The sequence below is a fragment of the Burkholderia torrens genome (assembly GCF_984668525.1).
The window spans coordinates 1678563-1696794 of the sequence record NZ_OZ480212.1; the positions used below are offsets into that span (position 1 = coordinate 1678563).

At 68.7% G+C, this 18232-nt stretch carries 19 protein-coding genes and 1 pseudogene; 6 read left to right on the forward strand and 14 right to left on the reverse strand.

Features of this window, described 5'->3' with window-relative positions:
* Nucleotides 1-38: 38 nt before the first annotated feature.
* Together AC5LXX_RS23800 and AC5LXX_RS23805 are read right to left on the reverse strand one after the other, a co-directional pair.
* Nucleotides 39-545, reverse strand: coding sequence for a cupin domain-containing protein (locus tag AC5LXX_RS23800; protein ID WP_493411189.1), 507 nt, complete (start codon nucleotides 543-545; stop codon nucleotides 39-41).
* 356 nt (nucleotides 546-901) lie between these two features.
* On the reverse strand, nucleotides 902-1372 hold the full coding sequence (locus AC5LXX_RS23805) for a universal stress protein (RefSeq protein WP_124447657.1): 471 nt from the start codon (nucleotides 1370-1372) through the stop codon (nucleotides 902-904).
* Nucleotides 1373-1692: 320 nt separating this feature from the next.
* On the opposite strand from AC5LXX_RS23805, the gene AC5LXX_RS23810 reads away from it, so the two are divergent.
* On the forward strand, nucleotides 1693-3795 hold the full coding sequence (locus AC5LXX_RS23810; protein ID WP_493411190.1) for a PAS domain S-box protein: 2103 nt from the start codon (nucleotides 1693-1695) through the stop codon (nucleotides 3793-3795).
* Entirely contained in the window at nucleotides 3792-4439 is a 648-nt protein-coding gene (locus AC5LXX_RS23815) for a response regulator (protein WP_124447661.1), read from the forward strand. Before AC5LXX_RS23810 ends, AC5LXX_RS23815 begins: the two co-directional genes overlap by 4 nt.
* Nucleotides 4440-4513: 74 nt before the next feature.
* Here the strand turns inward: AC5LXX_RS23815 and AC5LXX_RS23820 are convergent, their stop codons facing one another.
* Complete coding sequence (locus AC5LXX_RS23820) at nucleotides 4514-4918, reverse strand: lysozyme inhibitor LprI family protein (protein WP_493411191.1); 405 nt, start codon at nucleotides 4916-4918, stop codon at nucleotides 4514-4516.
* 200 nt (nucleotides 4919-5118) lie between these two features.
* Between AC5LXX_RS23820 and AC5LXX_RS23825 the strand changes: the two are divergent.
* Nucleotides 5119-5246 (forward strand): annotated as a pseudogene (locus AC5LXX_RS23825) (EamA family transporter); the annotation flags it as partial.
* A gap of 136 nt (nucleotides 5247-5382) precedes the next feature.
* Here AC5LXX_RS23825 and AC5LXX_RS23830 read toward each other — a convergent pair.
* The 6 genes from AC5LXX_RS23830 to AC5LXX_RS23855 all read right to left on the reverse strand — a co-directional run bounded on the left by AC5LXX_RS23830 (nucleotide 5383) and on the right by AC5LXX_RS23855 (nucleotide 12705).
* Complete coding sequence (locus tag AC5LXX_RS23830) at nucleotides 5383-5712, reverse strand: DUF4148 domain-containing protein (protein ID WP_493411192.1); 330 nt, start codon at nucleotides 5710-5712, stop codon at nucleotides 5383-5385.
* 224 nt (nucleotides 5713-5936) lie between these two features.
* The gene (locus AC5LXX_RS23835; RefSeq protein WP_493411193.1) at nucleotides 5937-6812 is read right to left on the reverse strand and encodes a PilZ domain-containing protein; all 876 of its coding nucleotides are present in this window, start codon (nucleotides 6810-6812) and stop codon (nucleotides 5937-5939) included.
* 79 nt (nucleotides 6813-6891) lie between these two features.
* Nucleotides 6892-9468 carry a penicillin-binding protein 1A gene (locus tag AC5LXX_RS23840; protein ID WP_493411194.1) on the reverse strand — a complete coding sequence of 859 codons (2577 nt, stop codon included), beginning with the start codon at nucleotides 9466-9468 and terminating at the stop codon, nucleotides 6892-6894.
* A 174-nt stretch (nucleotides 9469-9642) separates the two neighbouring features.
* Nucleotides 9643-10650: a trans-3-hydroxy-L-proline dehydratase gene (lhpH, locus tag AC5LXX_RS23845; protein ID WP_493411195.1), complete on the reverse strand. Its 1008-nt coding sequence runs from the start codon at nucleotides 10648-10650 to the stop codon at nucleotides 9643-9645.
* A 68-nt stretch (nucleotides 10651-10718) separates the two neighbouring features.
* Nucleotides 10719-11840: a branched-chain amino acid ABC transporter substrate-binding protein gene (locus AC5LXX_RS23850; protein WP_493411196.1), complete on the reverse strand. Its 1122-nt coding sequence runs from the start codon at nucleotides 11838-11840 to the stop codon at nucleotides 10719-10721.
* A gap of 127 nt (nucleotides 11841-11967) precedes the next feature.
* Nucleotides 11968-12705 carry a FadR/GntR family transcriptional regulator gene (locus tag AC5LXX_RS23855; protein WP_124447675.1) on the reverse strand — a complete coding sequence of 246 codons (738 nt, stop codon included), beginning with the start codon at nucleotides 12703-12705 and terminating at the stop codon, nucleotides 11968-11970.
* 262 nt (nucleotides 12706-12967) lie between these two features.
* On the opposite strand from AC5LXX_RS23855, the gene lhpI reads away from it, so the two are divergent.
* The 3 genes from lhpI to AC5LXX_RS23870 all read left to right on the forward strand — a co-directional run bounded on the left by lhpI (nucleotide 12968) and on the right by AC5LXX_RS23870 (nucleotide 15272).
* The gene (gene lhpI, locus AC5LXX_RS23860) at nucleotides 12968-13903 is read left to right on the forward strand and encodes a bifunctional Delta(1)-pyrroline-2-carboxylate/Delta(1)-piperideine-2-carboxylate reductase (protein WP_493411197.1); all 936 of its coding nucleotides are present in this window, start codon (nucleotides 12968-12970) and stop codon (nucleotides 13901-13903) included.
* Nucleotides 13904-14071: 168 nt separating this feature from the next.
* Nucleotides 14072-14476: a response regulator transcription factor gene (locus AC5LXX_RS23865; RefSeq protein ID WP_493411198.1), complete on the forward strand. Its 405-nt coding sequence runs from the start codon at nucleotides 14072-14074 to the stop codon at nucleotides 14474-14476.
* 16 nt (nucleotides 14477-14492) lie between these two features.
* Nucleotides 14493-15272 carry a helix-turn-helix domain-containing protein gene (locus AC5LXX_RS23870; RefSeq protein ID WP_124447681.1) on the forward strand — a complete coding sequence of 260 codons (780 nt, stop codon included), beginning with the start codon at nucleotides 14493-14495 and terminating at the stop codon, nucleotides 15270-15272.
* Nucleotides 15273-15286: 14 nt separating this feature from the next.
* Here the strand turns inward: AC5LXX_RS23870 and AC5LXX_RS23875 are convergent, their stop codons facing one another.
* The 5 genes from AC5LXX_RS23875 to AC5LXX_RS23895 all read right to left on the reverse strand — a co-directional run bounded on the left by AC5LXX_RS23875 (nucleotide 15287) and on the right by AC5LXX_RS23895 (nucleotide 18199).
* The gene (locus tag AC5LXX_RS23875; protein WP_493411199.1) at nucleotides 15287-15613 is read right to left on the reverse strand and encodes a metal ABC transporter ATPase; all 327 of its coding nucleotides are present in this window, start codon (nucleotides 15611-15613) and stop codon (nucleotides 15287-15289) included.
* A 153-nt stretch (nucleotides 15614-15766) separates the two neighbouring features.
* Nucleotides 15767-16006, reverse strand: a complete 240-nt coding sequence (locus AC5LXX_RS23880) for a UDP-glucose 4-epimerase (protein ID WP_124447685.1) — start codon at nucleotides 16004-16006, stop codon at nucleotides 15767-15769.
* A gap of 16 nt (nucleotides 16007-16022) precedes the next feature.
* The gene (locus tag AC5LXX_RS23885) at nucleotides 16023-16313 is read right to left on the reverse strand and encodes a DUF1488 family protein (RefSeq protein WP_493411200.1); all 291 of its coding nucleotides are present in this window, start codon (nucleotides 16311-16313) and stop codon (nucleotides 16023-16025) included.
* Between the two features lie 111 nt (nucleotides 16314-16424).
* A complete protein-coding gene (locus AC5LXX_RS23890; protein WP_493411201.1) occupies nucleotides 16425-16823 on the reverse strand; it encodes a DUF488 domain-containing protein in 399 nt (132 codons plus the stop codon).
* Between the two features lie 173 nt (nucleotides 16824-16996).
* The gene (locus tag AC5LXX_RS23895; protein WP_493411202.1) at nucleotides 16997-18199 is read right to left on the reverse strand and encodes an amino acid aminotransferase; all 1203 of its coding nucleotides are present in this window, start codon (nucleotides 18197-18199) and stop codon (nucleotides 16997-16999) included.
* Nucleotides 18200-18232 lie beyond the last annotated feature (33 nt).

Sequence of the window (18232 nt, forward strand, 5' to 3'; positions counted from 1 at the left end):
GCACGGGCTTTGCGCGCGGCGTGACGCGACCGTGACCGTCACACGTCGGAGCGCTGCGCGAGCCGCGCGACGTGTTCAGCGTAGTCGGGAAACGCGGCAGCCAGCGCGGCCGCATCGGCCAGCTCGAATTCCGCGAACTCGAAGCCCGGCGCCACCGTGCAGCCGACGAGCGCGACATGCTCGGGCGACGCGCAGCGCGCGCCGAACCAGCTCCCGGCCGGCACGACCGCCTGGAACACCGTGCCCGGATGCGTGAGCGGGTTGCCGAGCCGATGGATCGTCAGCCCGTCGTGCTCGTCGAGCACCCAAACTTCGATCGGGTCGCCCGCATAGAAATGCCAGACTTCGTCGGAACGGATCCGGTGCCACGACGAATACGCGCCGTCGCACAACAGGTAGTAGATCGCGGTCGACGCGGCGCGTGGCGCACCGTCGGCCGGACGCACCACCGAATCGGTCGCGCGGTAGGTTTCGCGGAAATAGCCGCCTTCGGGATGCGGCTGCAGGTCGAACTGGCGAATCAGGTCGGAGGCGGAGATCGGCATGGCGGATGACGTCGGTAAGGTAGAAAACCGGCATCCGGCAGCCGGCCGGGTTCACATCACCCGTTCGACCGGTTCCAGCCGGATGCTCCTGCGTCGATCGCCGCGGCCATGCGCGCGGCGAACAGGCGGACACCGGTCGATGCTGCCAGAACTGCATGTCGGGATGCAACCGTGCGCGTGCAATCGCGGGCATGCGGGTGCGTCACGAGCGCCCGCTTCCGGCTCGCCGCGACAGGCGCGCTTTCACGCGATGCGCCGGTCAGCGCGTCGCGCGTTGAATCGGGCAGACAGCCAGCGGATGGGCGCTGCTGCGTGCCACTCACGGCGGCGCATGCCGCTGCGCCGCACCGCATGCGCTACGCGGCCGCCGTCGCCCCCGGCTCGTTGTGGCGAACCAGCAGCACGGGTCGGTCTGCCGCGCGCAGCAGCGATTCCGCGACGCTGCCGAGCAGCAGCCGGCGCAGGCCGTGACGGCCGCTCGTGCCCATCACGATCAGGTCCGCGTCGGCTTCGGCCGCCGTGCGCATCAGCACGGTGGCAACATCCTCGCCGTACGCATCGAGCGCACGCACGGTGCCCGTCACGTGCTGCTGCGCGAGCACCGCTTTCGCGTCGTCGAGCACCGGCGTCACGGCATCGGTCGCGGCCGCATCGCGGTCGCGCTCGGCCGCGAAGCCCGCATCGACGTCGACGAGTTGCGGCCGGTGCTCGACGACATACGCGCAGGTGACCTCACCGCCCGACGCCGCCGCGATCCGGATCGCCTCGTTCAGCGCGAGACGCGCGCTCGGGCTGCCGTCGAGCCCGACGAAAATCCGCTTGTACATGGTCCGTCCCTCCGACCGGGCACGCGTCGCGCATCGCGCCACGGCGGCCCGTTATCGCAAGCCGGCCCGGTGCCGGCTTGCCTGCCGAACAGTCTGCCCCACGTGCCGACGCGCCTGTTGACGCGCGTCAAGCGCGGCCGGCGTGCCCGCTGCTTCACACCGTTCGCCGCAATTTCAGCTGACCCTATTACAAAAAACATGTAAAGCGCGCACAATTTCATCTTGAAAACAGACGTTGCACGCAGCCGGTGCGAGTTTCCCCCGGTTTTGCCGCGCGGCCCGAGTGCCCGGGCCGCCAGAACGACAGTAATGATCATTGAATGACCGCCGGTGGAACCCCGACGCGTGACGCCCCAGGGCCCACGCGCCTCCAGACCATGTTACGCCAGCCGCTCGCGGCTGGCGTCGTCGCGCTGTGCGCCGGCGCCGTGCTGTCGCTCGGCGTTGCGCTGCTGGTGCGCGAGCAGTGGCAAGGCGCCGTCCATACGCGCTTCGAACGCCGCACCACGCACGTGACCGCGATGCTGCGCCACGAGCTGCAGTCCGGCGTCGCCGTGCTCGAAGGTGCACGCGGCGCGTTCGGTCTCGTCCCGGGCATGACGCCCGAGCAATGGCGCCGCTATGCGGAGACGCTCGATCTCGACAGCGCCCGCTCGCCGGTCCGGCAGATCGGCTATGCGCCGCTGTCGCCCGCCGCCCGCAGTGCCCTCGCCGGCGCGAAGCCGTCGCCGGCCGGTCCGCTCGCGGCCGCGACGCTCAGCGCGCCCGCGTCGAATTCGCCGGTCGTCCGCTTCGGGGCGTCCGACGCGGCGCCACTCGCGCGCGCGCTGCAGAGCGGCGACATCGCGCTCGGCGTTCATCCGGCCGACGACGATACTTCCCGCGACGCCCGCACGCTGACGCTGTTCCTGCCCGTGACCACGTCGCCGCATGCGGCCGTCACGCCGTCCGGCACGCGTGAGGCCGGCGTCGACGGCATGCTGTTCGCGGCACTGAGCCCGCGGCGCCTGGTCGAGCGCGCGCTCGACGCGGAACGCGGCATCGACCTGTGGATGACGGCCGGTGGCGATCCGCGCGCGATCGTCAGTGTCGAGTCGACGACCGACGAAGCGTCGGCATCGCCCGACCTGATGCGGCGCACCGACGTGCTGAATTTCGGCGGCACCGCGTTGACGCTCCGCTACTCTGCCGACGGCCGCCCGAGCGCGACCGGCGCACAGCGCGCGGCCGGCACCGTACTCGCCGCGGGGCTGATCGCGTCGTTCGCGTTCGCGGCGCTCGTCCATGCGTTGCTGCGCGGCCGGTCCGATGCCGGCGCGAGCACCCGCGGCATGCTCAACGAGGCGCGGATGATGGGCATCATCCGTTCGTCGATGGAAGCGATCATCACGATCGACGAGAAGCAGACGGTCGTGATCTTCAATCCGATGGCCGAGCAGGTGTTCGGCGTGTCCGCGATGGAGGCGATCGGCGCGCCGCTGTCGCGCTTCATCCCCGAGCGGTTCCGCGCCGCGCACGCGAAGCACGTCGACCAGTTCGGCGTGACGGGCGTGTCCGAGCGGCAGATGGGCCGCCAGCGCGTGCTGTTCGGGCTGCGCGCCAACGGCGAGGAATTTCCGATCGAGGCGTCGATCTCCCAGATCCGCGACGCGTCGGGCAAGCTCTACACCGTGATGCTGCGCGACATCACCGAGCGGCAGCGCGCCGATAACGCGCTGAAGCAGTCGCGCGAAGAATTGCGCGAATTGTCGGCGAACCTGCAGAACGTGCGCGAAGAAGAAAAGACGCGGATCGCGCGCGAGCTCCACGACGACCTCGGCCAGCAGCTCACCGCGTTGAAGATGGACCTCTCGGTCGTCGAGCAGCAGTTGCGCGTGCCCGGCCGCACGCAACCCGACGGTGATGTGCAGACGCACCTGCAGGGCATGCGGCGACTGATCGACGCGACGGTTGCGTCGGTGCGGCGCATCGCGGCCGACCTGCGCCCCGTGATGCTCGACGATCTCGGCCTCGTGCCGGCGATCGAATGGCTCGCGAACGATTTCACGAACCGCTACGGGATCGATGTCGAGCGTCACATCGAAACGGGCGGCCTCACCTTCACCAGCGCGGGCGCGACCACGCTGTTCCGCATCGTCCAGGAAGCGCTGACGAACGTCGCGCGCCATGCGGATGCGACGCGCGTCGCGCTGCGCCTCGACATCGAGGAAGGCTTCTGCGTGCTGCGCGTCGCGGACAACGGCCGCGGCGCGGCGCCCGGCGGGCCGGCCCACGAGGACAAATCGTTCGGCCTGATCGGCATTCGCGAACGCGCCCACATGCTGGGCGGCACCGTGACGATCGACACCGCGCTCGCGCGCGGCTTCTCGATCACCGTCGCCTTTCCGCTCAGTACGGTTCAACAGGAAACGCTCATCACATGATCAAGGTGCTCATCGCCGACGACCATACGCTCGTACGCGACGGTCTGCGGCACATTCTCCAGAACGCCACCGGATTCGAGGTGGCCGGCGAAGCCTGCGACGGCCCATCGACGATCGCGCTCGTGCGCTCAACCTCCGCGCAGGTGCTCGTGCTCGACCTGTCGATGCCGGGCCGCAACGGCGTCGAGCTGATCAAGCAGATCAAGGACGAGAAGCCCGCGCTGCGCGTGCTCGTGCTGACGATGCACGCGGAACAGCAATACGCGGTGCGTGCGTTCCGCGCCGGCGCGTCCGGCTACCTGACGAAGGAAAGCGCGAGCGCCGAACTGGTCGGCGCGGTCACGAAGGTGGCGTCGGGCGGCGTCTACGTGAGCCTCGCGATGGCCGAGCAGTTCGCGCAGAGCCTGAACGAGCCGGCCGAGACGCTGCCGCACCAGCGGCTGTCCGATCGCGAATTCGACGTGTTCCGGCGGATCGCGGCCGGCCAGACACTGACCGAGATCGCGAACGCGCTGTGCGTGAGCGCAAAGACCGTCAGCACCTACAAGACGCGGATCCTCGAAAAGATGCAGATGCCGCACGAAGCGGCGCTGGTGCGGTACGCGATGCGGCACAAGCTGCTCGACGAAACGGACGACGTGTAACGGACGACGTCCAGCCGCAGAGGGCGAGCCTGGCCGGCCACGCGACGAGCGGCCGGCGAACTGGTGCGCGGGGCTTACTTGCCGGGCACCGGGCAAGCGAGATCGCCTTCCTCGCAGGACAGATAACCCTTCAGCGTTTCGGTGCGCACTTTCGTCAGATCGTCGAGACAAGTCGACACGACCATCGGATACGCGCTGCCGCCCTCCGCGTTCGCGCTGGAAAAACCGCACTCGGCATCGCGGTACGCAATCCACGCGCGTTGCGCATTCACGAGCTTGTCGGCCAGCGGCCGCGCATCGCGCAGGCGCGTGGTGACGGCCTGGTATGTACGATTCAGCTCCCCGTCGGATTTCTTGTACGCGCGATCGGCGCATGCCGTCATCGCCGCCTGATCCGTCGCGTCCGCGCAATTCGCCTGCGCATGGGCGACGTTTGCCAGCAGCGCCAGCGAGCACAACAGACCGGTCAAGACACGCATGGATGCTCCTTGTTGTTCGTTGAAATGTGGAACCCGGTGCGGGCCGGTTGCCCTGCCGCGCCTCGGCGCGCGGCGACACCGTCCGCGATGCTAGCGCACGCGCTGACGCTTGTCAGCCGGCGCCTTGCAGGCGGCCCGCGGCAGCCATGCTGTTCGCCTATGTCGCGTGCTTCTCGTTCGCGTACCTGACCGTCAGCGCCGCCACCGGCGCGCTGACTTCGGGTCTCGGCTACGTGATCTGGTACGCGCGTTGCGTCACCTGACGGCGATGCGCGCGGCGGCCGTCCAGCTGTCGGTGCCGCCGATCGCCACGTGCGCCGCCGTGCTCGCGAGCCGCACCCGCCATGCGGGTACCGGACCGTGATGCCGATCGGGCGCGGAAATGCAAAACCCGCACACGGCAGCTACCGTGTGCGGGTTCAGGGGAAGCAGCGAGCCGGGCACCCTCGCGGGTGCCTGCCGGCTTAGTGGCCGAAGTACACCGACGAGCGGTCGCTAACGGCCGGCACGACCACGCGCTGGCCCGACTGCGACGTGGCGGCGGCATTCGCGCCGTAGCCCGTTGCGTCGGCTTGTGCGCCGGTGTTCTGCGCGGCGGCGATCTTGGCCTGGGCGGCCTGGATGTTTTCCGGGTAGTTGATCCAGTCGTTCGGGTTGTAGCCGGCCTTTTCGAGCTGGACCAGTTCGGCGCGCACTTGCGCGCGCGTCAGCGGTTGCTGGTTCGATTGGGCGAACGAGACGACCGGTGCGGCCACCAGGGCGGCCAAAGCAACTGCCTTGATCAGCGATTTCATGATGCGTTACCTCCAGGATTGTTTTGTCAGGCGCTTCGGACTCGAGGTCGTTGCGCATGAGTAGAAGTCTAGGAGGCGCGACTATCAGGGTAAATACTTAAATCGCAAATTCACTGTTGACGGAAACCGTACAATCTCGCGGGAATAAGCCGAATCATCAGATGATTATCGGCGTTCGCGCACCGAATACTGCGATACGGTACGCGGCACGCGCCGGCCGCGCGTCAGCGCGGGCGATCAGTATCCGCCGACGCCATCAGCCGGTCGAACAGCAGCGCCTTCAGGCGGACCAGGTCGCCATCGGCGGTTTCGCCGAACGCCGCGTGATGCAGCGTCAGCGCCGGCGTCGCCGGGTCGGCATGCACCGCGCGTACCGTGCCGTCGAGTGCCAGCAGCTCGACGCGGTCGCCCGCCGCGTACGGGAGCAGTACGCGCAGCGACTCGCCGGCGGCGGCGATCGTCCGGTCGACGGCAATCGACAGCCCGCTCAGGCTGATGTCGCGCACCATCCCGATGCCTTCCGCATGGTCCGCGCCGCCCGCACAGCAGGCTGCTATCCGCACCGGCACGCGCGGCTCCGCGCGCGTGCGCAGCCGGTCGACGAAACCGGGCGGCGACAGGATCATGAACGGCGCGGCGCCCGATGCCTGCACCGCCTCGACCGTCGCGCCGAAGCGCGACACCGCGGCGCGGCCGATCGCCACCGCCTCGATGTCGTCGCCGCGCGCGAATTCGAGCACGGCCGCCGGCTGCGGCTCGACGAACAGCGCACCCGACGCAGCGACGCCGATCAGCCGGCAGCGCTGCAATGCGCGGGTCGTACCGACCCGGCGGCGGATGCCGATCGGGGCGCCCGCCGACAGCCCCATGCGCGTGGCCGGCGCCGCCGCGCCCTGCTCGCGCGGATCAGCTTCGGCGTCATCGCGCCGGCGCACGGGCCGGAAATGGTCGAACAGGAATGCATGCTGCGCGGCGTCGCGCAATGTCGTGCCGGCCGGCAGCAGCGCGGCGCCGTCGGCATCGTAGAGATCGAAGCCGAGCGAAACGCCGGCGGAGAGATCGTCGCGCACGAGCGCGACATAGTCGGTGGGAAGCCGCATCGTAGAGGCGCGGAACGACCGCGCGAGCTGTCGTGACAACTTGATTACGGCAGCATCGCGCGAAATCTGAACGGCTTCGTTACTGCGACGCGCCGCTCGTGTCGGGAGCGCGCGGCGCGGACGGCTGGGCCGGCGCGGCGGGAGGCGCTGTATCGATGCCTGCGCCGCTGCCGCTCGTCGTGCCGGCGCTCGCCGGCGGTTGCGCGGGTTGCGGTTGCGAGGCGCCCGCCGACAACGCGGCGGCCGAGGCGGCCACTTCGGACGCCGGCACCCACTCCTCGACGATGCCGCCGGACGCGGCTTCGGGCGCCGACGCGGCCGAAGCGGCCGACGCCGCGCCTTCGTCGACCTCGGGCGGACGCTCGATACGCTGCGTCCTGACGGACGCCGGCGCTTTCTTCGGCTCGGGCGGGAACCACGTGTCGAACAGGTCCGTCGCGCGCTCGCGCAGCGAGGCGAACCAGCCGGGCGACGGCTCGGTATCGAATTTCGCCTTCGTGTCGACGATCCGGGCGCGTTGCGCGCGCTGGAAGAAGTCGCCGACGATCGGCAGCGCGCTGTGCGCCCCCTGCCCCCAGTAATCGCTGCGCAGCGTCACGCGGCCGTCGTCGAAACCGACCCACGCGCCGGCGACGAGGCCCGGCTGCATCAGGATGAACCAGCCGTCCGCGTTGTCCTGCGTCGTGCCCGTCTTGCCGGCCACGTCGCCGCGGATCCCGAAGCGCGTGCGGATGCTGCCGCCGGTGCCGCGTGTGACGACGTCGCGCATCACGTCGAGCAGCGTCTTGTCGGATTCGGCATCGAGCGCACGCTCGGGCGGCGCCGACGCGTATTCGGCGAGCACCTCGCCCTGGCGGGTCTCGATGCGCGTGACCATCTGCGGCTCGACGTACAGGCCGCCGTTCGCGATCGTCGCGTACGACGCGACCATCTCCTTCAGCGTGACCGGGCTCGTGCCGAGCGCGAGCGACGGCACGCGTTCGAGCGGGCTTTCACGCACGCCCATGTCGCGCGCGAGCCGCGCGACGGCGGCCGGCCCGACCTTCTCCATCACCTGCGCGGTGATCCGGTTGCGCGACAGCGCGACGGCGTCGCGCAGCGTCATCGGCTTGCCCGTAGGCGGCACGTCGTCGTTCGGCCGCCAGATCTCGCCGCCCTTCAGTGGAATCTCGACCGGCTGGTCGACGAACGTGTCGTCCGGCTTCATTCCGCTCGCGAACGCGACGCCATAGACGAACGGCTTGAACGTCGAGCCCGGCTGGCGCCGCGCCTGCGCGACGTGGTCGAACGGCTCGCTGGTGAAATCGCGGCTGCCGACCCACGCACGAATCGCGCCGTCGCGCGGATCGATCGCGAGGAAGCCGGCCTGCACGTCGGTCTTCGCCTTGCACAGCGCACGCATGAAGCCGCGGTCGGCCGCGAGCAGCTTCATCGCGGCCGCGTCGTCCTTGCCGGCGTCCTGCGCGGCCTTGTACTCGGGCGACTCGCGCATGAAGGTGCGGAACACCTCGTTGTCGGTGCCGCAGCCGTCGCGGCCGCTCCACGCGTTGTTCGCGATGCCCTGCAACTGATTGCCCTGCAGCGTGAGCGCCTGCGTCGCCATCTGCTGCAGCCGCGAGTCGATCGTCGTGCGCACGATCAAGCCGTCCGAATAGATGTTGTAGTCGTTGCGGTCGGCCCACGCGATCAGCCATTTGCGCAACTGCTGCGCGAAGTGCGGCGCCGGCCCCGGTGGCTCTTTCTGGCGCTCGAAGTCGATGCGCAGCGGCCGGCGCTGCAACTGCGCGAACTGCGCGGGCGACAGCTTGCCGTACTTCACCATCTGGCCGAGCACCGTGTTGCGCCGCTGCAGCGCCCGCTCGGGGTTCAGCACCGGGTTGTAGTAGCTGTTGCCCTTCAGCATCCCGACGAGCGTCGCGCTGTCGAGCACGTCGAGCTCGTCGGCCGACTTGTCGAAATAGGTCCGCGCGGCCATCTCGACGCCGTACGCGTTGTACAGGAACGGCACCGTGTTCAGGTAGGTCTCGAGGATCTGGTCCTTGCTGTAGACCGCCTCGATCTTCAGCGCGGTGATCGCCTCCTTGACCTTGCGCGTGAGCGTCGGCGCGCGGCCGATCTCGTCCGGATACAGGTTGCGTGCGAGCTGCTGCGTGATCGTCGAGCCGCCCTGGCGGCTGCCCGAGAACGTATGGAGCGCGGCCGACGCCGTGCGCTTCCAGTCGAGGCCGTGATGCTCGTAGAAGCGGTGATCCTCGGTCGCGATCAGCGCGTCGACCATGTGCGGCGAGATCTGCTTGAGCGACACCCACTCGCGGTTCGACGGCTTGAATTCGGCCAGCAGCTTGCCGTCGGCGGACAACACCTGCGCGGGCTGGTCGACGCGCGCCTTGCGGATGTCGCCGATGCCCGGCGTGAACGGAATCAGCACGACCACGTACACCACGAACAGCGCCGGCACGGCGGCGCCCGCGAGCAGCACGCCACGGCGCGTCGGGTGGCGGACATGGTGCCACGCGGCGGCGGCGAGAGGCTTGACCCGTGCGGCGGCGGCAGCCGCGACGGGTTGGGCGCGCGCGACCCATCTGGCACAGAAAGCACGCACTGACGACACGTTTCGGCGATTCACGCGGGTGGAGCTCGGCTGAAAAGGGTGCATCGTACCAAACTCGCGCGGCCCGCCGGCCGGCAGCGGCGCTGCACGCGCACGCACCGCGCGCGCTGGCCAGTGTTTCGCACGCAAAAAAGGCGCGTGCCCCGCAACGGGAACGACGCGCCAAACCTGGTACTGCAACCGGGAAACCGCGCGACGGCGGCCGATCGGCGCCGCTGTTCAGCGCACGAGGAATCCGTAAGTGAGCGGATCGCGCTCGTCGACGATCCAGTTCGCGAACCCGCAGATATGCGCGCTGCCCTCCACTTCCGGGATCACGGCCGGGATGTCGCCGACCGACGTTTCGCTGAGCACGCGCCCCTTGAAGACCGTGCCGACGATCGATTCGTTGACGAGCGTGTCGCCGGCCGCGAGCTGCCCGCGCAGGTACAACTGCGCGACGCGGCCGCCGGTGCCGGAGCCCGTGGGCGAGCGGTCGACCTCGCGATCCGCGAACACGCAGCAGTTCGCCTGCGTCGAGCCCGGATGGCGCGGCGCGTTCGCGATGATCGTGCCGTAGATGTGGTTGATCTCCGGGATCTCCGGATGCACGACCGGGTACTTCGCGTTCGCGGCGGCCTTCACTTCCGCGCCGAATCGAATCAGTTGCTCGACGGCCGACTCGCGCACCGGCAGGTCGAACGGCGCGCCGTCGACGTAGAAATAGAACGCGCCGCCATAGGCGATGTCGCCGGTCACGGTGCCGAACGACGGCGTCTCGACCGACACGTCGCGCTGCCAGATGAACGACGGCACGTTGACGAAGCGCACCGGCCCCGCATGCTCGCCGTCCCACGTCACGAACGCCTCGATGAAGCCGCACGGTGCGTCGATGCCGACCCGCGTTTCCGGCACCGTGCGCTGCACCCAGCCGAGTTCGACCGCGGCGGTCGACAGCGCGATCACGCCGTGGCCGCAATGGTCGCTGTAGCCTTCGTTGTGCACGAAGATCACGCCGAAATCGGCATTCGGCGAGACCGGCTCGGTCAGGTAGCCGCCGTACATGTCGGCATGGCCGCGCGGTTCGAACATCAGTGCACGGCGGATCTCGTCGGCGTTCTCCTTGAGCCACGCGCGGCGCTGGACGATCGTGTCGCCGGCCGCGCGCGGCAGCCCGCTCGTGACGATGCGGAACGCTTCGCCGCCCGTATGGACTTCGACGGTGGAAAGGGATCGGGAAATTTTCATGTCGAATCGGATGCGTTGAAACGAAGGACGGCGGGCCGGCCGCCGTCCGGTGACAGGCAGGGGCGCACTTACTTCGAATACGGCTCCGGCAGGCCGTTGCGGATCACGTAGACGGTCGTCGGCGCGCCCTTCAGGTCGCCGTTCGCATCGAACGAATAGGTGCCGGCGACACCCGTATAGTTCGACTTCGCGAGCTGCGCGATCAGCTTCGCCTTGTCGGTGGTCGTGCCGGCCTTGACCATCGCATCGGCGAGCAGCTTCATCCCGTCGTAGTAGTTGACGCCGTAGACCTGCGTATCGGTGTGATACGTGTCGTGGTACTTCTTCAGGAACTCGCGGCCGGCCGCCGTCTTCTCGAGCGCGACGCCGCCCTGCGCGCAGTAGACGATCGACGCCGCGTCGCCCGCGACCTTGCCCATGTCGGCCGAGCAGATGCCGTCACCGCCCAGCAGCTTCGCGCGCAGCCCGCGCTGCTTCATCTGCTTGGCCATCGGCGCGCCCTGCGCCGCGTAGCCGCCGAGGAAGATCACGTCGGGGTTGCCGGCCTTGATCTTGGTGAGAATGCCGAGGAAATCGGTGGCCGACGAGTTCGTGTATTCCTGGTCGACGATCTTGATCCCGTTCGCCTTCGCGACGCTCATGAACTGCTCGGCGACGCCCTGCCCGTACGCGGTGCGATCGTCGATCACGGCGGCCGTCTTCGCATTCAGCGTCTTCGCGGCAAACGTGGCCATCGTGCCGCCGAGCTGCTCGTCGCTCGCGCCGATCCGGAAGATGTTCTTGAAGCCCTGCTTCGTCAGCGCCGGGTTCGACGCGACCGGCAGGATCGGCACGCCCGCGGTGGAGTACACGCGCGACGCGGGGATCGCGACGCCCGAGTTGTACGGCCCGAGCACCGCGACGACGCCCTTGTCGACGAGGTTCTGCGCGACCTGCACGCCGGCCTTCGGATCGGCCTGGTCGTCTTCGGAAACCAGTTTGAACGTGACGGCCTTGCCGGCGACCTTGATGCCGGCCTTGTTGAGCTCGTCGACGGCGAGCCGCGCGCCGTTTTCATTGTCCTTGCCGTTCGCGGCCTGCGGGCCCGTCAACGGCGCCGAATGGCCGATCATCACGACTTCCTGCGCGTGCGCGGAAGTCAGCGCGCCGGCGGCAACGGCCACCGAGAGCGCGGTAACGAGGTGTCGCATGATGTCTCCTGATTGGTTTTGTGTGAAACCAATGTAGGACACGTGTGGTCACATCGCAAGCAATTTCAAAATAATTTCGGGATTTTGGTCATATTTAAGACCAAAACGAATTCGCGTGGCTTCACGCCTACTTCGGCGCGATGTCCCGTCGTACGCGGCGGATGTGCTGCTCGACATAGAACGCGGCCGCATCGGCGTCGCCCGACACGATCGCCTCGTAGATCAGCCGGTGCTCGGACACGTAGAGCCGGATCCGGCCCGCGTCGTAGATGCCGTCGTCCTTCAGGCGCTTCCACAGCGGCTGGTCCATCGTCTTCGCGACTTCGTCTGCGATCTTCACCATCAGCGCGTCGCCCGTCATCAGCGCGAGCTGCCGGTGGAACAGCCGGTCGCTCTCGTTCCAGAGCGCGCGCTGGTGCGGATCGTCGACGTCGGTGATGGTTTCCATCTGCGCGAGATAGCGCTCGGCGCCGGGATCGGCGCGGCCGTGGGCCGCCGCGAGACGCGCGATCGCGGGCTCCAGGATCAGCCGCACGTCGAGCGTCGACGTCGGGCTGAAGTCGGCCTCCGACGCCGTGCGCGTGTCGCCGCGCTGCGCGAGCACGTCGAGCGGCGCCGCGACCACATAGGTGCCCGAATTGCGCTTCGTGAACACGAGCCCTTCGTTCTGCAGCGCGCCCAGCGCTTCGCGCACGGCCGGCCGGCCGACCTGGAACAGCCCCGCGAGCTCGCGCTCGGACGGCAGCCGCGACTCGGCCGCATAGCGGCCGGCGCGGATTTCGTCGCGGATCTTCTCGGCCACCTGCTCGTAGATCTGCAGCGGCCTGAAACCGCCTTCGAGTGATTCGGGACGCGCGGACATCATCGTATGGCTCCTGCCCGGTCGCGGGCGTGGATCTGGAATGGGTTCGCACTATACCGGAGCGGCACGGGCAACGCGCCACTGCGGTCTTTCTGGACAGATATTAGAACCAAAATCAGCCGTTCGCTTTATTTTCTGGGTTGCAGGTGCGCCAGCAGGTGGTATAGATTCGATCCACACTGCCCAGTGTCACGGTTTCCGGCAACCCTTGGCGGGCGCGGCACGCGCCCGTCGTTCACGCTCACCGACGCCTGCGACGTACACGATGACTGCCCTTTCCCCGATTCCCGTTTTCGATGCGGCCGACACGGCCGCGCTGCTCGCCTACCCGGCGCTGCTCGCCACGCTCAGGCAAGCCGTCGCCGAGTATGCGGCGGGCGAGATCGTCAGCCCCGAGCGTCTGGTCATACCGCTGCAGGCCGGCGGCGTGATGCTGTCGATGCCGTCGAGCGCGCGCGACCTCGCGAGCCACAAGCTCGTGAACGTGTGCCCCGGCAACGGCGCACGCGGCCTGCCGACGATCCTCGGCCAGGTGACCGCATACGACGCGAACACGGGCGAGATGCGCTTCTCGCTCGACGGCCCGACGGTCACCGGCCGCCGCACGGCAGCCGTCACCGCGCTCGGGATCCAGGCGCTGCACGGCGCCGCGCCGCGCGACATCCTGCTGATCGGCACCGGCAAGCAGGCGGCCAATCACGCGGAAGCGCTCGCGGCAATCTTTCCGGAAGCACGCCTCCACGTACGCGGCACGAGCGCCGGCAGCGCGGCCGCGTTCTGCGCGGCCCACCGCGCGCAGGCGCCGCGGCTCGTGCCGCTCGACGGCGACGCGATTCCCGATGCGATCGACGTCGTCGTCACGCTGACGACGAGCCGCACGCCCGTCTACCGGGAAGCCGCGCGCGAAGGCCGGCTGGTGGTCGGCGTCGGCGCGTTCACCGCGGATGCCGCCGAGATCGACGCGAACACGGTGCACGGCAGCCGGCTCGTCGTCGACGATCCGGCCGGCGCGCGCCACGAAGCCGGCGACCTGATCGTCGCGCGGGTCGACTGGCAGCACGTCGCGTCGCTCGCCGACGTGCTGAACGGCACCTTCGCGCGCGGCGGCCCGCTGCTGTTCAAGAGCGTCGGCTGTGCCGCGTGGGATCTGGCCGCGTGTCGCACGGCGCGCGACGCCCTCGCGACACGCGCGGCCGGCTGACCAGGCACCGGCGCCCTTCGGCCGCGCACGCGGCCTCGCACTGTCGAAACCGCTCCGGCGGTTTCCCGTACGCGTTGTAGGAAACGCCCTACAACGCGTCGAAGCGGCCTACACCAACTTCCAATTCGGCCGATTTCAATTTCGGCGGCGCAACACGATACTGCCGGCATGAATGCCAGCCTGTCACCCGCCGCGCTCAGGGTGTTTCTCGTCGATCACGCCGTCGCCGTCCGGCAGCGCATCGCGCTGCTCGTCGGCGCGATCCGCGGCGTCGCCGTCGTGGGCGAAGCGGAAGACGGCCAGGACGCGTGGACGCACATCCGCAGCAGCCGGGCGGACGTCGTGATCGTCGACGTGCGGCTCGCGGACGGCAGCGGCCTCGACCTGATCGGGATGCTGTCGAAGGTCGCGCCGCGCATCGTCACGATCGTGCTGACGAATCACTCGGCGCCGGCATTCAGAGAGGCATGCGCGACGGCGGGAGCCGACTACTTCTTCGACAAGACCGTCGAATTCGACGCCGCATGCCGTGTCATCGAATCCCTGGTGCACGCTCGCGTGCACCGCACCTGACGAGCCGGAGTGACTTATGTCCACAGCCACCGCCTGCGCCGCCGACGTCTCCGTCGTACCCCGGCCCACGATTCCGCTGCGCACGGTCGCACGCGCCGACGCCGCCAAACATCCGGCCGCCCGCTGTTCGGCCTGCGCGATGCGCTCGATGTGCCTGCCCCCGCACCTGACGGCCGCCGAATACGGCCGGCTCGACGCGATCATCTGCACGACCCGGCAGGTTCGCCAGGGCGACGCGCTGTTCCGCATCGACGATCCGTTCCAGAGCATCTATGCGGTGCGCGCGGGTTCGTTCAAGACGGTGATGATGCATCGCGACGGCCGCGAGCACGTGACGGGTTTCCAGATTGCCGGTGAAACGCTCGGCATGGACGGTATCGGCGGCGGGCAGCATTGCTGCGACGCGATCGCGCTGGAAGACAGCGTCGTGTGCATCATCCCGTTCGGCGCGCTCGAAGCGGCGTGCCGCGAGATGAAGCCGATGCAGCACTTCCTCTACCAGATGCTGAGCAGCGAGATCGTCCGCGAATCGAGCCAGATGCTGTTGCTCGGCACGATGTCGGCCGAACAGCGCGTCGCGCATTTCCTGCTGAACCTATCGTCGCGGTTCGAGGCGCGCGGCTATTCGGCGACCGAGTTCAACCTGCGGATGACGCGCGAGGAAATCGGCTGCTATCTCGGGATGAAGCTCGAAACCGTCAGCCGGATGTTCTCGCGGTTCCATCGCGAAGCGCTGGTCGAAACGCGCGGCAAGCGCGTGCGCATCATCGACGCGCAAGCGCTTGCGCGGGTCTGACGCACGACTCTCGATCATCCGCGCAGTGCCACCGTTGCACCGCCCGCCTGCCACGCGATCAGCGCCTGTTCGGCCTGTGCGAAGGCGCGGCGCAGCGCCTCGTCGACGTCATTGCCGACGCACGGCGGCAGCGGCCTGAGCGCCGCGTCGTGCATCACCAGGTCGAGCCGCACGTCGTACAGCCGCCCCCCATCGGTCGCCGCGCGCGATTCGATCGCGAGGTGGCAGCCGTCGATCAGCGCGCGGAACCGTTCGAGGCGTACCAACTGCGCGCCGGCCTCGGCCTCCACCGCGGCGGCCCCCGTGAATCCCAGGCAGGCGATCTGCATGCCCACGCCCATGTCGTGTCTCCTGACGGGGCCGCCTGCTCGTCGACCGCCTTGCTTGCGCCGCCCGCATCACGATGCGGCGGCACGCGTTTCCCGTGGCGTGGCGCGATGCTTCGATCGCTGCCCGGCCGACCATCCTCCCGCGCCTTTACCGGCGCGGGCCGTTCATACGTTGAAAACCTGCGACGACTTCATCTCGATCCATGTCATGCCGGCCCGCAGCCCTTCGATCATGGCCTCGCGCTCGGTCGGATAGGCATGACTGTGCTCGAACGTATGATGAAACCGCGCGGCGCCGGCGCCGTGCTCGACAGACACGCGGCAGCGGAACTCGCCCGATTCGCACGGGCGCGTCTCGACTTCGACCGACCAGTCGCGTTCGTGAATGTTGCCCTGCAGAGTCATGCGCCCTCCTGCGGTATCAGTCTTCGAGCCGGAAGTGACCGCTGTGCAGCAGCACCGGCCGGCCGCCGATTTCCTCGAGCATCCGCCGTGCCATCGCCTCGATTGCCGTCCGGTGCCCGTCGAATGCGGCCAGCAGGTCGCGTTCGAGCAGCGACCGCGCGCCGAAATGATCTTCCAGCGCCTCGGCCGTGACCGCGCACTGTACGAAACGCCCGTCGACCAGCGCCGAAAACGCGACGACCAGGTCGCGCGCGCAATATTCGGGCGGCTCGGGCGGAAAAGTAATGTGCATCTGTTGGCCTGTCATCGTCGTGATGGCTCCATGACGAGAGCATAGTGGCGCGCGCGGCCGCGCGCTTGACCCACGTCAAGCGGTTCGCTGCACCGCACGATCGCGGTGCGGCAACGCGGCGCGGCCTCAGCCCGCGTCGGGTTCGATCGCCGCACCGCGCTCCGCGAGCAGCTCGCGCAGCACGCTGCGGTGGCAATGGCGCTCGTCGTCGCAATAGCAGCCGATCGAGAACGCCGTGGTGGCCGACAGCGCCGCCAGCAGGTCCAGCACCTTCGCCGGATCGCCATGCGCCATCTCCGCGCGGAAGTGGCGCTTGAACGCCTTCCATTCGGCGTCGGTCCCGGCGGCCTGTGCCTGGGCAACGAGTTCGGCGCTCGGCGACAGCGTCGGCAACCATACATCATAGTAGTTGCGCGACGCGAATTCCGCCTTGGGAACACCACGCGGCGGGCGCCGCACCGTGCCGATCCGCAGGCCCTCGCCGGCCGCGCGCGGCGTGCCGAGCTGGATGATCCGGATGCCCATGTCGCTCCTTTCGTGTTGCGTCGGATGCCGTGATCGTACCGCTGCAAGCGCGAATGCGTACGCGTCCGTCCGCCGGCGCACGTTGCCGCCGCGCAAGAAAAAACCGGCTGCTCCCGCGACGGGAAGCAGCCGGTCGTCCAGCATCGTTCGTTGCGCGCCGGGGCGCGCCGCACTCAGACGCCGCTCTTCAGCACCTTGCCGATCGCATCGGCGACGATGCCGACGTTCGAATCGTTCAGGCCCGCCACGCACATCCGGCCCGAGCGCAGGATGTACACGCCGTGCACCTCGCGCAGCGCGTCGACCTGCGATTCGGTCAGGCCCGTGTACGTGAACATCCCGCGCTGCTTCACGTAGCGCGTGAGCGCCTCGCCGCTGACGTGGTCGCGCAGGCCGTCGTGGATCGACTGGCGCATCCGCGCGATGCGGCGGCACATCGCCGACAGTTCCTCTTCCCACTGCTTGCGCAGCGCCGGCGTGCCGAGCACGGCCGCGACGACCTTCGCGCCGTAGGTCTGCGGGTTGCTGTAGTTCGAGCGCACGGCGCCGGCCAGCTGGCCGAGCACGCGGTCGGCCGCGGCCGCATCCTCGCAGACGACGCTCAGGCCGCCCACGCGCTCGCCGTACAGCGAGAAGTTCTTCGAGAACGAGTTCGCGACGAGCGTCGGCACGCCACGGCGGGCCAGCTCGCGCACCGCGAACGCGTCCGCGTCGAGGCCCGCGCCGAAGCCCTGGTACGCCATGTCGACGAACGGCAGCAGCCCGCGCGCCTCGATCACGTCGATCAGCTTCTCCCACTGGCCTTCGTCGAGGTCGACGCCGGTCGGGTTGTGGCAGCACGCATGCAGCAGCACGATGCTGCGCGCCGGCAGCGCGTCGATCGCCGCGAGCATCGCGTCGAACTTCAGGCCGCCCGTCGCTTCGTCGTAGTACGGATACGTGTTCACCGTGAAGCCGGCGCGCTCGAAGATGAAGCGGTGGTTTTCCCAGCTCGGGTCGCTCAGCCACACCTGCGCATCCGGGAAATAGCGCTTCAGGAAATCGGCGCCGACCTTCAACGCGCCCGAGCCGCCGAGCGTCTGCACCGTGGCGATACGGCCGGCCACGCGGGCCGGGTGATCGGCGCCGAACACGAGTGCTTGCACTGCGTCGCGGTACGCGGCCAGGCCGACCATCGGCAGGTACGGCTTCGGGCCGCTCTCGCGCTGCAGCGCGGTTTCGGCTTCGCGCACGGCGCCCATCACCGGAATCCGGCCTTCGGCGTCGAAATAGATCCCGATGCTCAGGTTGACCTTCTGGTCGCGCGGATCTTTCTGGAAGTTTTCGTTCAGCGTCAGGATCGGATCGCCCGGATACGCGTCGATGTGTTCGAACATGGCTTGAGTCGGTCTCGTTTGGAAGAATGATCG

What these genes read in the sequence shown, in the direction of transcription:
- AC5LXX_RS23800 (WP_493411189.1), bottom strand. Translation starts at nt 545, where the DNA reads ATGCCGATCTCCGCCTCCGACCTGATTCGCCAGTTCGACCTGCAGCCG.
- AC5LXX_RS23890 (WP_493411201.1), bottom strand. Translation starts at nt 16,823, where the DNA reads ATGGGCATCCGGATCATCCAGCTCGGCACGCCGCGCGCGGCCGGCGAG.
- AC5LXX_RS23850 (WP_493411196.1), bottom strand. Translation starts at nt 11,840, where the DNA reads ATGCGACACCTCGTTACCGCGCTCTCGGTGGCCGTTGCCGCCGGCGCG.
- AC5LXX_RS23870 (WP_124447681.1), top strand. Translation starts at nt 14,493, where the DNA reads ATGTCCACAGCCACCGCCTGCGCCGCCGACGTCTCCGTCGTACCCCGG.
- AC5LXX_RS23895 (WP_493411202.1), bottom strand. Translation starts at nt 18,199, where the DNA reads ATGTTCGAACACATCGACGCGTATCCGGGCGATCCGATCCTGACGCTG.
- lhpI (WP_493411197.1), top strand. Translation starts at nt 12,968, where the DNA reads ATGACTGCCCTTTCCCCGATTCCCGTTTTCGATGCGGCCGACACGGCC.
- lhpH (WP_493411195.1), bottom strand. Translation starts at nt 10,650, where the DNA reads ATGAAAATTTCCCGATCCCTTTCCACCGTCGAAGTCCATACGGGCGGC.
- AC5LXX_RS23840 (WP_493411194.1), bottom strand. Translation starts at nt 9,468, where the DNA reads ATGCACCCTTTTCAGCCGAGCTCCACCCGCGTGAATCGCCGAAACGTG.
- AC5LXX_RS23875 (WP_493411199.1), bottom strand. Translation starts at nt 15,613, where the DNA reads ATGGGCGTGGGCATGCAGATCGCCTGCCTGGGATTCACGGGGGCCGCC.
- AC5LXX_RS23865 (WP_493411198.1), top strand. Translation starts at nt 14,072, where the DNA reads ATGAATGCCAGCCTGTCACCCGCCGCGCTCAGGGTGTTTCTCGTCGAT.
- AC5LXX_RS23885 (WP_493411200.1), bottom strand. Translation starts at nt 16,313, where the DNA reads ATGACAGGCCAACAGATGCACATTACTTTTCCGCCCGAGCCGCCCGAA.
- AC5LXX_RS23830 (WP_493411192.1), bottom strand. Translation starts at nt 5,712, where the DNA reads ATGAAATCGCTGATCAAGGCAGTTGCTTTGGCCGCCCTGGTGGCCGCA.
- AC5LXX_RS23810 (WP_493411190.1), top strand. Translation starts at nt 1,693, where the DNA reads ATGACCGCCGGTGGAACCCCGACGCGTGACGCCCCAGGGCCCACGCGC.
- AC5LXX_RS23815 (WP_124447661.1), top strand. Translation starts at nt 3,792, where the DNA reads ATGATCAAGGTGCTCATCGCCGACGACCATACGCTCGTACGCGACGGT.
- AC5LXX_RS23855 (WP_124447675.1), bottom strand. Translation starts at nt 12,705, where the DNA reads ATGATGTCCGCGCGTCCCGAATCACTCGAAGGCGGTTTCAGGCCGCTG.
- AC5LXX_RS23820 (WP_493411191.1), bottom strand. Translation starts at nt 4,918, where the DNA reads ATGCGTGTCTTGACCGGTCTGTTGTGCTCGCTGGCGCTGCTGGCAAAC.
- AC5LXX_RS23805 (WP_124447657.1), bottom strand. Translation starts at nt 1,372, where the DNA reads ATGTACAAGCGGATTTTCGTCGGGCTCGACGGCAGCCCGAGCGCGCGT.
- AC5LXX_RS23835 (WP_493411193.1), bottom strand. Translation starts at nt 6,812, where the DNA reads ATGCGGCTTCCCACCGACTATGTCGCGCTCGTGCGCGACGATCTCTCC.
- AC5LXX_RS23880 (WP_124447685.1), bottom strand. Translation starts at nt 16,006, where the DNA reads ATGACTCTGCAGGGCAACATTCACGAACGCGACTGGTCGGTCGAAGTC.